The following is a 12802-nucleotide window of genomic DNA, read 5'->3' on the forward strand; positions in this document are numbered from 1 at the left end:
GTCAGTCCTTGGTTGTTCGTACGGCAGCCATCACCACCCTGACGGCACTTAACACTTCCCGTTCGCTGGCGTCGTCGTCAGCGAGCACTTCAAAGGCGAGACGCAACGCCCGGTCGGCTTGCTCCGGTGGAGTCTTCCAGCCTTGATTGATGGCTCGCTCAACCATCCGCAGCTCGCCACGTCGATTCAGTCCGCTGTCCGTTCGCATCGAGTCGTCCTGTAAAAAAGACCGGGACGGTGGCCTGATAACACACCACCGCCCCAGCCCAACGCCGGAGCCCGACTCACGGTGCGGGTAGAGAGGCGAGGAGCACCACCCCTACCCAAAGTCCAGCTCCACGCAATCAATCAGTCAGCCGCCGAACCATCGGCACGGACACCGCCACGGTATTCCTGAAGGGCAACGCCAACATCCGAGTAGCCCCGCAATTGAATCCCCAGCGTGTTGAAGTCCGCATCGGCACTTTCGACCACCGGTTCAACCCGTCCGTTGAGGGCTGCGATTTCGATTACCGGCATCACTTGTGGGTCAGCCAGCAGATACCAAGCCGACGAACTGTTGCCGGTGTAGTTGGCGTTTGCCATGTAAGGCGAAGACTCAACACGGAATCGACCACGCCACGGGTTAGCCTCGGGTTCATCGGTGGTGCCCTTCACCCGTTCGCTGTTCATCAATTGCAACGCCGTGGTCTTCAACCCGGTCGGGACCAGCAAGATTGACGGCTCAATCATCAGCGGATTGCCGTCGGGGTCGACCTGAGATTCAAAGACGGCGGTTGCTTGGTCCAAGCCGACCAGCCCAAGTGCCCCCGTATCGGTTGACACGTTGCTGTTGCCGGAAGCGAAGAACGACGAGTTGTCCAAGAACTCCGTCCAGAAGATGTCATTCAACTTCAACGCCGCCCCACGTCCCAACAGACGGCTCGCATCCGTCAGGGCTCCGAGATTGTCGTTGACGATGTCCTGGCGAGTGATGCCGAGCATCTTGGCATACGTGTCCGCCTTGTTGCTGTACGTTTCTTCGCCGAGTGTCCCGTGTTTGAGCTCGCCACCGGGTCCGAGTTGTTCAAACTGCAGGTTGCCCGTCAGCGAAACGCTCGTTGCCGTTTTGAAGTTCGGCACGCTGCGAATCGCCGCAATCCGCATACAAGTCAGGTCGGTCGCATCCCAACCACGGCGAACAAACTTGTTGGCGGTGTTGTTCAGGATGGTCGAAACGCTCAACGTGGAATAACCACCCGCCGCATGAATCTGACCGAACGCATAGCGGAACCCCTCGGCGTCAATCTTGCCGTGAGGGCTCTTGTCGTAGCCGTTCTCGGTCGCCCCAATCATCAGCAATTCATTCAAGCCGATGCCATACGGGAACGCTCGGTGTGCCGCTTCAAGTGTCGCTTCGTCGAAATACTGCTCGACCGTATCGAGCCGACCGGCTTGGCAAATCGCCGCTTCCAGAATTTGGTTGTTTAGTCCGTCTGCTAGTCTGACCATTGGTCACTCCGTTCAAAGGGCGGTCATCGCCGCGGTAAGTTTCGAAAGTTCAGTCTGAGCTAAGCCCGCCAGGTGGCTCGCTTCTTTCGCCTCGGCTTTCCATCGGCGAAGACGTGTGCGATAGGTGTCCAGGGTCGATTCGCTCTCCCGGTCCTTCCCGGTTTCCAGAAGGCTTTCGTATTCCCGAATGCGTCCCTGGGCGGCTTGGAATCGTCCCTGGGCTGATTCAACCGACCGCTGCAGAACCCACTGACGATCTTTCTGTTCGTCCGGTGCGGCCTGCATCAATTGGTTCTTGAGCGACTGGCTGTTGCTGGTCTGCTTTTCCAGCCGCCCAATCTCACCGGTCAGGTGTTTCCGCTGGGCGTGGAGTTCTTCAATCCGCCGCTCGAGGTCGGCATTGGCTTGGGCAATCTCCCGCCGGGCTTCAATCCGCCGCCCTGATTCCGTGGTCGGGTCTTCAAGCTCCGCACGGGGACGCTCACAGCGTTGGACACACTTTGCGGCTTCTTCCTCGCATTGGGAGTTGACGGCTGTAACAGCCTCTCGGAGCTCTCGAATCTCGCCCCTGATTTCGTCGATGCGTTCCAGTTGTGCGACGATGGCTTCCCTGCTGCTCACTGGTCGGTGCCCTCCTTCAAGCGATACCAAGAAACGCCGCCCGGTCCTTCTCGCCAGTAGGTGTAACTTGCCTCATTGAGATTGCCGGCTTCGGCTTCAATCAACAGGTCATGGCCGGAGATGTACAGCGGTCGGTGGTCTTTCGCTTTCGTCGGAGCGTCCGTCACGCCACGGATTACCTTCGGATGCGATTGCCCTGCATTGGCTTGCGATGCTTCAGGCGGGATGCCGAGCAACTGCCGACCCGCCTTGATGATTCGATTCATGATTCCGTCACCTTTGTTCATGGTGACCAGAATCTACATCCCGGTATCCGCCGATCTCCGCACTGCGGAATCGGGTTCAAGAATTTCTTTGAAGTGTCTGCCGCATTCCTGGCAGACGCATCGACGCATCAGAACATCCTCATCGCCCACTTCGGAGCGGACGGTGATTGGGCGTCGGAAGGTGAAGCAGTGAGGGCACTGTGTACGGACACCCCACGCTTCCTTGGCTGTTGTCCAATCAATCCGTTGACCGTTCATGGCAGAATGCCCCCAGCCCCCTGAGAGTTTACCAAGTTGTTGGCTTGCTTTCTGTGTTTCAAAGGCGCGGGCTCGCTTGCCGCGAGAGGACGGTTGACCCTGCCAGAAGGACCCAAGCGGGGCACCGGGTCCTTCCGTGGTCGCCTGCCATGCTTTCGCGGCAGCGAGTCCCGCAAGTTAGACACCTCTTCAACCAGCAGTAGAATCATGGGGGCCTGGGGGCGGCTGCACCTTGGGTCCTTCCGAAGCCGACCATTAGGTGTCTGCGGTTGGCGAGCCCGCGCGGTTGATAATACAGTCCGTCCGGTTCTCATCGCTTCGCCCTCCGCTTCCGTGGTGGCTTCGTGATCGTCTCTTGGATTGCCCGGCGAAGCTCCCACGCCTCGCTCTCGCTGCCGTCAACGAATGACCGAAGGGCTTGGATGTCATCGCTGATAGTGATGGAAAAAAGGGCGTAATGACCGCCCGAATCTTTCCGCAGGACGTAGACGGAATCGCCCGTGGTTTCATCGTGACCAGCCAGGATGCGTCTTTTGTCGTCAATTTCGACTAACACCATACGTGCCAAGGGTTTAGGTTCATCCATGGGGGTGGATGTTCCAGGTTGTTCCGGGTTAGTTCGTTAGTCGCCTAGGAGGAGTGTTTTCTTAGGGACGGAACATGTAACTCGGAACAACTCGGAACACTTAGCTCCGAATTGAGATTCCGGCGTACACCCAACGGCCGCGATTTGGACCATTAGATGCCTTGCTCTTGCTGTGATGACGTGACATCTCCCGACCGAACATGGTGGATGTCATCGTGCCGCCGTTGTCCTTGTAGTGTTGGTGGAGCCGTCTCGCAGTGACCTCCAGCCCCGGTCCAATCTCGCAGCATTCGTCGATGAATTCCTGCAACGGGTCTTCGCTCTGCTGATACTGAATCGTCGCATCGGTGACGGCTTTCGCTTGCAGAAACTTCCGACCAGCCCCGAGATACAGAGCCAGCCCGTCAATCATCCAGTTGAGGATTCCGGGACCCTCGTTGGCGACCAGCCACTCATTGAACGCCTTGCGAATCGTCAGCCCTTCGACCTTGCTCAGGTCTTGCGTAAATGGAATCTGTTTGATTCGACGCCAGACGCCTTGGTCGGTGCCCCGAATCTTCGGTAGGTGGTTGCAGGCGACAAAGAAAGTGTGGGTCCGCTGGAACGTCCACCAATCCTCTCGCATCCTTCGAGCGGTGATGAACTTCTCGCCGGTCAGTTCCTTCATCCGTGCTTCACGCAATGGCTGTTCCTGGTCGGGCTCGGCAATGACAACCAAGCGTTGACCGTAAAGCGAAGCGATGTTGCTGGCGTGTTCGCTGGAACGTCCAAGCAGCAATGACTCGCCGGCGACCGTTGCGTAATCGCCGAGCAGTTCAACCAACGCATTCCAGATTGTCGATTTCCCGTTGCATCCGTCGCCGTAAGCAATCGGCAGAATCGCTTCTCCGGTGTCGCCGGTCATCGAGTAGCCGAACAGCTGTTGCAAGTAGATGGCGAGGTCTTCATCGCCGCCAGTGACCAGCCCGATGGTTTTCTTCCACTCGGGGCAGGTTGCGTTCTCGTCATAGTCGACCGAAGCAATCTGCGTGATGAGGTCTGATTGCCGGTGCTCCCGGAATCTCCCGGTCAGCAATTCAAACGTGCCGTTTTGCAGATTGATTAGAAATGGGTCTGCGTTGATGTCGGCAACATCGACAACGACTCGGCTGTCAGACCTTGCACACTTCAGAACCGCTTCCAAGCCGCGGACGTTGTTGATTCGGCGAATCTCACTGTACCCCGCCTTGATGTCTTTTTCGTCGGGGTGTCGCTCTTTCACGAATGCCGCCAGGTCATCCCACAACGAGCGAGCAAACTCCCGAACGATGTTCAGCACGTAGCTTTGGTCAGGGTCCACCTTGAACCGCTTGCCATCCCAGACGATGAACTTGCCCCACTGCGGAACGTATCGGAATCGGTCTTCGAATCGGTTCACGAAGAGCGTTGCAAGCTCGCTGTCGTTGCGTTGCTCGTCGTCTTCAATCCACGAATAGCATTCGGGCTTGGTGTCGCCATCGGCTTTAGGTTGGCGTTTCCGGCCGCTGGGCTTTCGATGCTTCTCTGGTCGTGGCGTGCCATTGGTCGCCGCACTTCTGACCACCTGGGCAATCTCCCTTTCCGGCAATGGGTCCGGCAGACTGTCGTTCCACTGATTAACCACGTCCAAAACGTCATCGTGGCTTGGTCCAGCTCCGCTTTCGTCACGAAGTGCAAACAGGTTTCCCGCCAATCGGAACGCTGAATTGTTCCGATCGCCTTTTGCGGGGGCGTCGGCTCCGCTTGCGTACGCTTGGAGGATTTCGAGAATCGGCGTCGTCGTGTCTGGGGCGGACTTGGGACGTTGCTTCCGCTCTGGTGGCTTCTCCACCTCGGGCATCAGAAACTCGCTGCAAATCCAATCAACAGCGTGTTGCCCGTTCTCGGCAATCGTCGCATTGCCGGCGTAGGTGTCGCCAGTGATGGTCCAGAACCGATTGAAGTCATAAACCTCCATCTGTTGTTTATTGCCGCCAAACTTTTTGGTACATCGTGCCCCCTCGGGCTTCGCACCACGAACAACAAACTTGATGCCCCTTTTGCTCGGCGATACTTCGGCGAAGCCAACGCCATCGAGTCTGGTGACAATCGGCACCGCCCATTCCCTGAGCTCGCCTTTCGCATCCAGGCAGTTATCAAGGTCGATGCCGGTATAGGGGTCATCGGGTGTTATGACGAAGCCAACGTGAGCCCCCTTTGATGTCGCCTCGGTGAACGTCGCAAAGGTTGCGGGGTCATTCGACCGAAACGTCATCCCGCTGGGCGTCGTCGGCACCTTGTTGCCGTCTTGGTTGATGTACCACGTACACCATTGCTTCCGCTCCCGTAGCTCATCGGGAACTATCAAATCCGTTGCTGTGCTCATTGATTAGACTCCAATTCATCAATTAATTCGTTGACGGCTGTCATTGCATTCCTGCAACCGCCTTTCCGGTCGGGGTGGTATTTCGCCGAGAAGCGGCGTCGAAGTGCCCGGAGGTCGGGCTGGTGTCGTCGATGGATTTCGGTCTCTGGCGACCGTTGCTGCGACAATCGACGCAGCACGTAAATGCTCAGAGGCGGACGCAAATCGACGTTCTTGAATAGCCATTGGATGTAGTCGTCAGGAACTTCATCAAACGGCTTTCCCTTGTATTGTCCAAAGGGCATTCGGTACACTGTGAACGGTCCTCCAAATCTTCCGTGTGTTGACCATTTGCCCGCCGGCTGTTGCTTCCAGCCGAGCGGGCTTTTTCGTTCAATCGAAGATGGGCTCACGCTTGGTCGTCGTGCGACGTTTGCGTGATGGCTTCGGCTCAACAGACGCCGGGTTGCGGCGATGGAGAAGAAAACGCCCCAAGTCGTTCTCAGCGATTCGCCACCGGGGACGCTCGCCGTTCGGAACTTTGGCAACGTTTGATGCGGGCAGCTCGCCCGAATGAATCCAGCCCAGGATTTTGTCGGGCTTCACCCCAAGTAGCTCGGCCGCCTGGGGTGGTGTGAAGAATTGTTGCGACAACATGCGATAGACTCCCTTTGCATGAGACGCTGGGATTCTGCCGCATGTTTTGCGTTTGAAAACTGAAAGCGAGCGAGACTTTCACCCGCTTTCACCCCGGATTCAACGGTTGTTTTCGTTGAAGTCTGGCGTGGTCAATTCGTGGTGTTCCGCATAACGCCGAGCACGCTCCTTGATGGCTGGTCGAGTCATCGGAACTTTCCAGCCGTCAGATTTTTTTCGCTTTTCTAGTTCGGCTTTCACCTCGTTGAACTTCATAGAGCCGATGTTTTCGAAAATCCAACGGTCAGCGGGGTAATCCTTGGGCCACGGATAGCCCCCGTTTTGCTTTGGAATGGCTGAAGCAATTTCGATTATTGCGTCCGAGACATCCTCTCGAGTTGTTTGGAGTTTCAACGCCAGTTTGTAAATCTCCGCTGCTGAAGACTTGTCAGCGTGCTCAGCAAGGGCTCGAAGTTCGGTCGCCCGCTGCCTTTTCTGGCCGTTGTATCGGGCAACTAGTGCGGAATAGCGTCCTTGGGTTTCGGTACCGAGTGATTCCCGCCAGCCGGCGAGGATGTCCATCCCCAGAATGTGTTCCCTTCGGAGCTCGGTCGCCAATTCAATCAGTTCTCTATCAAGTCTCATTGGTCCACCTCCTCGCCATAGAGCCAGCCGTGAACCGTCTCGACCACCCGCCGCAATCGCTTATCAACTACCCGCTGGCGATAGCGGGCTGACATGTCATTCTCGCCCGGGATGTGCCCCATGACGTGTTTAACTGCGATGATGTCGCCGCACGCTTCGGCTTGCGTCTCGAACGTTCGACGGAAGCAATAGAAGCCCCTGCCCGTCTCAGGCAGCCCCACGGACTTCAGGACGGGCTTGAACGCTCCAGAGATGCGGTTGTTGCCCGTTCGGTTGTAGTCGATGTAATCACGCCCCCGGTTGCCAACGAAAAGGTAGTCAGAGCCTCCAGGGTGGCTTTCGATGGTGTCCCGGATTGCCTGAATCGTCTCCGCCCACAACGGCACCCGCCGCTTCGTGGCAGTTTTCTCCCGTGGCCAGTTCAGCCACCCGGATTCCAGGTCGATGAACTCGGACTTGAGAAACGCCACGTCTTCATTTCCGAATCCAGCCTGAACGCCGAGCAGAATCATCGCCCGCCACTTGGGTTCCACCTTATCGAGAAAGGTATGGATTTCCCCAGCGGTGAAGTCTTGGTCACCCTTTTTGAGCCGCACCCGCCGCATCACCTTTGCCGCCGGCGGCTTGAATCGCTTTCCAAAATGAGCGGGCTTCTTAAGTAGCCCCTCATCGACCGCAAAATTAAACATCGACCGGACGTTGCCGATGCGATTCTTCAGGGCGGTCGGACCGTATCGCTTAGCGAGGTCTCGCCGCAGTTGGGCGAAGTCTTTGGGGGTCAGCGATTCGGCGTCAGTGTCCTTGCCGAGCGATTCGAAAACCAGCTCGCAGGATTTCTTGTAGAAGTCGAACGTGTCCTGAACTAGCTCGGGCTCCTTCGCATCCAGCAAGTCCCGCTTGTCTTGCATCCAAGCTTCCGCCACGTCCTTGATGGTGGTGATGCCGTTTCGCTTGGGTTCCTTGCCGGCGAGCAGTTCGTACCACTGGGCAAGCGATTCGGTGCCTTCGGGGTCGTCGGCAACCTTCTCGAAGTAGTGGCGTTTACCCTTTCGTACCTTGCACCAGAGACCGGACGCCTTGTGAATAGAGAGCGGTACTTTCCGCTTTTTGCGTCTGGATGTAGACTGAGCCATCGCATCACCTTCTTGCTGTAACGGGTAGGTGGTGTGCGGTTTTGCTCGTTACCAGCGGGCAAAACCACCTTTTTTGACCCCAAAAGGGTAGAAGAAAGGGTAAGGTGGCTTGGCTTTGCTGTCAATTAGCCGCCGAGAAGTCGTTTCTCTTATAGAGAAAACGCAACCGGATGGGTGGCCGAGTGGTCGAAGGCTCTAGTCTTGAAAACTAGCGTAGGGGAAACTCTACCGTGGGTTCGAATCCCACCCCATCCGCTGCTGCCGTCGGTCCCAAAAGTCGGTCGGCTTTCTTGGGCGAGATTGCTAGCCCGACGGGTCCGGCTGCTGACGCCAGCGACCTGCCCAACGGTTGCACCATTGGGCGATGCCGGCTTCGGCAAAGATCGATCGGAGTTCGCCGCTAACCGTCAGCGTGGCGAGGACGCAAGCGATTGCGACCCAGGGGCCGGCCAGCAGCGCCGCCGGCCACAGGCTGGCATACAGCGTTGTCCGGTCCAAGTCATAGCCCCAACGCCGTAGGGCGAACCAAATCCCGACCAAGACGATGCCGTGTGACGCCAGTGTTGCGACCACGGCGCCCTGCAGTCCCCACACCGGAAGCAGGGCTGCGTTGAATCCCAGATTGGCGATCAGACCCACGCCCAGCGCCGCCGCCACCCAGTGCCCGCGTTCGACGACCCACAGGTAGTTTTGTGCGATCGTGACCAGGGCGGACCAGATGCAGAACGTGAATGCCATCGGCAGCACGGTCAGCCCGGCTTGGTAGCGGTTTTCCAACAGCGTTTCGAACATCGTCGGAGCCGCAAGCAACGCCAGCGCAGCTCCGAGTGTGAACGAGGCGCTGACGGCGGTCAGAATCCATCTCAGCCGACGCGGAATCTGCGTCTGACGTCCCGCCTCCCAATCGGCCGACAGGTACGGCAACAACACGCCGCTGAGCATCGATGCCAGGCTGATCAACAGGACTGGGATCATGCGTCCGCTGTGATACTGACCCACCGCAGCCTGCCCGGCCAGGTCCCCGCCCGGCGACAGATGCAAAATCATGTAGCGATCGGACATTTCAAACAGGTTGGCCAGCACGTCCATCGCCCAGATGGCCGACGCGTAGGGAACGATGCGACGCCACATGACGCTGGCATCGAACGGATCTTCACTTTGCGGTAATCCTTTCCAGCCACGCACCAGCGTCCGCATCCCGGGCGCGATCGCCAGCAGGGTTGCGAGGGCGAACACCAGCACCAGCCCCACGATGCCGCCACCGGACACCAGCCAGCCGATCCCCAGGAAGGTGAACGTAACGCTTTGCGTGAATTGCATCAGCGAGACAACGCGGACTTGCCGCAACGCGGAAACCAGTTCGCCAACGAAGTAGAAGGCGATGATCGCGATCACGGCGATCCCGACCGCACGAACCAGATCCAAATTGTCCGGCTGCAGAAAGATCAGCCATCCGAACCACGCCGGTCGGGCGGCAACCGCGACCGAGAACAGGACCGCGCAGACCGCCGTCGAGATGCCCAGGCGACGCACAAAGGCACGCAGGTGGCCACGGACCCGATAATGTTCGACATAACGCGGCAGTGATCCCGGCATCCCCAACAGCATGATCGGGCTGATCATGGTGATGAACCCAAAGGCCATCGCCCATTGGCCGACGGAGGCATCTTCCAACAACCGGCAAAACCAGATCCCGCGAAAAAAGCCGAACGAACGCTGCACCACGGTCATCGCCAACATGACCAGGAATCCGGTGGCAAGCGAATCGGCGGCAAAGCTGCCGCGATCAAAGTCGTCGTGGTCGGAAGATGATGGCACGGCACACGCATGAAAGCCGGGACGGAGAATGCACCGTCGAACCATGGCACCGCGGTGAGCGAATCGCGACCGGCAAACGGCACGCTCGGTCCAATTCCCCCGCCCGGACGGCTCCTTGGCCGATTGTATCGGTTGTTCCAAATGAAGGTTGATGAACTGAGCTCAGGCGGCGGCTGCGGTCGCTCTTTTCAAGCTAGGTTCTAGGCGGAGCAGCGGGGGAATCTCCGTGCAAATCTAACGATCGAACGTGAGCTGAGTTCTTGATGAGTCACAAGTCGAATCACGTCTGCCAACCTTCGCGACCGTTTCGAGTGATTGTCGGTGGGACGTTGGCCACCTGCGGGCTGTTGCTGGGAATGGTGTGCATGTCGCACGAGTACCACCTGGCATTGTTGACGCAGGGTGAGCCGCTGGAGATCAGCTGGGAGACGTTGGTCGACCAGGGGTACGGGGATCACCCCTACATCCGTCTGGTCGATGTGGATGTTGTCGACCTGAGTGTCGATCCCAAGGAAGCGGAACAGGCCGAGCCGACCCTGCAGTCGTTTGACCCACGCACGGCGCAGCTTGTCGATTTGATTGACGAGCGGTTGTTCGATGACGAACTGGTCGACGCCCGCGTGGTCCCCGCAGGAACCGATCGACAGTCGCCTCCAGCGACCGTTTCAATCCCGCGGCAACGCTACCTGATTGATCGGGCATTCCAGCAAATCGGCGATTCCCGATCGTTGACCGGCGTGGTCAGCAATGAAACGCACCACGGTCTGATTCGACAAGTGATCGCAACGATTTCGGGCCGGTCCGCTCAACCCCTGAGTCAGAAACCGGACGTTGTCTATCAGTTCACACCGGTCGACGCGATCTTGGACGTCGATCGAGCGCACAAGCGATTCTTGTTGGCCGGGTTTGCCCTCTCGGTCGGATTGATCTTGTGCGGCAGCGGTCGTCCCGGGATCTGGACGTGGTTGGTGGCACCGGTCCCGGCCCTGGTCAGCCTGGTCGGTTACCCGCTTCGAAACGGGCGAGGCTCCAAACAGACTCGCCTGCTGTACATTGCCATCGGACTGGTGCTGATGGCCGACGGCTACAATCAACTGGTTTTGAAAGGGCATTTCGGAACGGCCATTGGCGACCCGGTGTACCACGCCTTCGGGTTCGCGTCGCTGTTCACGGGGCTGGCCGCCGTGCTGGCAGTTCCGATCCAAATCACGACACGTTCGTTCGCTTCGATGGGCGGATCGAAACCGGAACGCAAGTCGAAGCAGTCACGCGACGGCAGAAGGATGACTTGGGAGCAGGCGTGTTCCATGGAGCCCGTCGCGCAAATCATCTTGTACGAAGATGACGTGTTGGTCTCGGCCGGATCGATCCCGCTGATCGGCGAGTTGAAAGAACGCGCAGACGTGCTGGAGGCGGCCGGGTTCACGCCGCCTGAATCGCTCCAATGGCAATTGGAGACGGCGTTGATGCCCGCAACGGTTCAGCTTGGATGTCAGTCGATGGTCGTCAGCGAGATGGAACTGGACGGCGAACGGGATCGCCTCACGGTGATGCTGGTCAGCGTGCTTGAGAACGGACTGCCGGTGATCACGCTTTCAGCCAACGCCGCTAGCGAGCAGCGACGCCCCACCGCAGCCTGCCTGGTTCAATCCGCCAAGTCGGACGATCCGAAACAGATGTTATCGATGCACCTGGCCGCCGTGGTCGGCGAAGCCGAAAAGCGAGACTCCGGCGTGGTCGAAGTCGATCCAGCTGAAATGACGGACGTGGTTCACCTGGCACGACGGCATCTGGCCGCCATCACACCTCCCAATGATGGAAGTGAGATTGACGTCCAAGCCAAGCCCTACGGACGATTTCAGTACCCGCCCGCGCCGGTCCAGTCTGCCTGTTTGCAGTGATTCAGGCGTCTAGCGGCGGGGATGCTTTGCCGAGCTAGCGTTTCTTTGCCGTCAGCACGCCGCGGTCGCTGAGGGTCGGCCGACACGGACCGACCGCAAATCCGAATTGCTCCAGAATCTCTCGGTACTCCGCCGCGCTGTAGCATTTCCCCCGCGTGATGTTCACCAGCAGGACGGAGTACTCCGCGACCGGCAACGGACCTGACTTGTCGTCCTCCAGAAAGGTTTCGTGAATCAGGAGGTGCCCGCCGGCCGGAAGCACGTCCGAGGCTCGCTGGATCAATTGGCGAATCTCGGGAAAGTCCCAGTCGTGCAGCACGTTGGATAGCAACACGCAATCGGTCGGCGACGGCCAGGCGTCGCGGAACATGTCCGCGGTGATGACGTCGATCTGTTCTTCCAATCCGTGGCGAGCAACTTCTTGCCGTGCCAGACGATCGACGGGTTGTTGCTCCAGGACGGTGGCGCGCAGATGCGGGTGTTTGGCGACCATCGTCGACGAGTAAATGCCGGAGCCACCTCCGACATCCAACAGGTGACTCACATCAGCGATCAATGGAGCGACCGTGTCGGCCAACACCTGCCCCATCGCGGTACCGCGACAATTCATCAGATCCGTAAAGCTCTTGGCAAACCCTTCGTCCATCATCGATTCGTGCCAGTCGCTGCCATCGTCCTTGGCTTGCCAGTTCGCGGGGCGGTCGTGTTGCAGAACCTGCAGACAACCTTGGGCGATCGCGGAATCAACGATCGGCGCGTAGTAAGGTCTCAAAAACCACGGCGAACCCTCGACCAGATACTCGCTAGCCAGGGGCGTCAAACGATGTTGCTGCGTTTCGGGATCGGTGCGGACCAACCCGCTCGCCCGGCACAGCGTCAGCAGGACATCCAGTGGACGCGCCGCGAGTCCAAACTCGGCTGCGATGGCCGACGTGTCCACCTGCCCCTGTCGATCAATCCAAGTGAACAGGTTTAGCTTGCCGATCGCGACGGCCAGCATGTCGGCGGCGTACTGGCGATCACGATATCGCAGCAACAGCGCCGGGTCGGTATGAGGATTCTTCGACAGGTCAGTTTTCATGCTC

At 58.5% G+C, this 12802-nt stretch carries 12 protein-coding genes and 1 tRNA gene; 2 read left to right on the plus strand and 11 right to left on the minus strand.

What is annotated here, in order from left to right; genetic code table 11:
* Position 1: 1 nt before the first annotated feature.
* The 9 genes from FYK55_RS21900 to FYK55_RS21940 all read right to left on the minus strand — a co-directional run bounded on the left by FYK55_RS21900 (position 2) and on the right by FYK55_RS21940 (position 7998).
* A complete protein-coding gene (locus FYK55_RS21900) occupies positions 2-208 on the minus strand; it encodes a hypothetical protein (RefSeq protein WP_150078746.1) in 207 nt (68 codons plus the stop codon).
* A 140-nt stretch (positions 209-348) separates the two neighbouring features.
* Positions 349-1491: a phage major capsid protein gene (locus FYK55_RS21905; protein WP_150078747.1), complete on the minus strand. Its 1143-nt coding sequence runs from the start codon at positions 1489-1491 to the stop codon at positions 349-351.
* Positions 1492-1503: 12 nt separating this feature from the next.
* Positions 1504-2112: a hypothetical protein gene (locus tag FYK55_RS21910; RefSeq protein WP_150078748.1), complete on the minus strand. Its 609-nt coding sequence runs from the start codon at positions 2110-2112 to the stop codon at positions 1504-1506.
* Positions 2109-2378, minus strand: a complete 270-nt coding sequence (locus tag FYK55_RS21915) for a hypothetical protein (protein WP_150078749.1) — start codon at positions 2376-2378, stop codon at positions 2109-2111. The genes FYK55_RS21910 and FYK55_RS21915 overlap by 4 nt, the downstream gene beginning before the upstream one ends.
* A gap of 944 nt (positions 2379-3322) precedes the next feature.
* On the minus strand, positions 3323-5605 hold the full coding sequence (locus FYK55_RS21920) for a phage/plasmid primase, P4 family (RefSeq protein WP_150078750.1): 2283 nt from the start codon (positions 5603-5605) through the stop codon (positions 3323-3325).
* Positions 5602-5889, minus strand: a complete 288-nt coding sequence (locus FYK55_RS21925; RefSeq protein ID WP_150078751.1) for a putative quorum-sensing-regulated virulence factor — start codon at positions 5887-5889, stop codon at positions 5602-5604. The genes FYK55_RS21920 and FYK55_RS21925 overlap by 4 nt, the downstream gene beginning before the upstream one ends.
* An 88-nt stretch (positions 5890-5977) precedes the next feature.
* Positions 5978-6241: a helix-turn-helix domain-containing protein gene (locus FYK55_RS21930; RefSeq protein WP_235908881.1), complete on the minus strand. Its 264-nt coding sequence runs from the start codon at positions 6239-6241 to the stop codon at positions 5978-5980.
* 99 nt (positions 6242-6340) lie between these two features.
* Positions 6341-6865, minus strand: a complete 525-nt coding sequence (locus FYK55_RS21935) for a hypothetical protein (RefSeq protein WP_150078752.1) — start codon at positions 6863-6865, stop codon at positions 6341-6343.
* Positions 6862-7998, minus strand: a complete 1137-nt coding sequence (locus FYK55_RS21940; RefSeq protein ID WP_150078753.1) for a tyrosine-type recombinase/integrase — start codon at positions 7996-7998, stop codon at positions 6862-6864. The genes FYK55_RS21935 and FYK55_RS21940 overlap by 4 nt, the downstream gene beginning before the upstream one ends.
* 168 nt (positions 7999-8166) lie before the next feature.
* On the opposite strand from FYK55_RS21940, the gene FYK55_RS21945 reads away from it, so the two are divergent.
* Positions 8167-8253: transfer RNA gene (locus tag FYK55_RS21945), tRNA-Ser, on the plus strand.
* A gap of 48 nt (positions 8254-8301) precedes the next feature.
* Here FYK55_RS21945 and FYK55_RS21950 read toward each other — a convergent pair.
* Positions 8302-9816 (minus strand): lipopolysaccharide biosynthesis protein, encoded by a 1515-nt coding sequence (locus tag FYK55_RS21950; RefSeq protein ID WP_161604677.1) that lies wholly within the window; start codon positions 9814-9816, stop codon positions 8302-8304.
* Between the two features lie 263 nt (positions 9817-10079).
* Here FYK55_RS21950 and FYK55_RS21955 point away from each other — a divergent pair, with 263 nt between their 5' ends.
* A complete protein-coding gene (locus FYK55_RS21955; protein WP_150078755.1) occupies positions 10080-11717 on the plus strand; it encodes a hypothetical protein in 1638 nt (545 codons plus the stop codon).
* Between the two features lie 34 nt (positions 11718-11751).
* Here FYK55_RS21955 and FYK55_RS21960 read toward each other — a convergent pair whose 3' ends face one another.
* Positions 11752-12798 carry a methyltransferase gene (locus FYK55_RS21960; protein ID WP_150078756.1) on the minus strand — a complete coding sequence of 349 codons (1047 nt, stop codon included), beginning with the start codon at positions 12796-12798 and terminating at the stop codon, positions 11752-11754.
* Between the last annotated feature and the right edge of the window lie 4 nt (positions 12799-12802).

Source organism: Roseiconus nitratireducens, assembly GCF_008629675.1.
Taxonomy (GTDB): Bacteria; Planctomycetota; Planctomycetia; order Pirellulales; family Pirellulaceae; genus Stieleria; species Stieleria nitratireducens.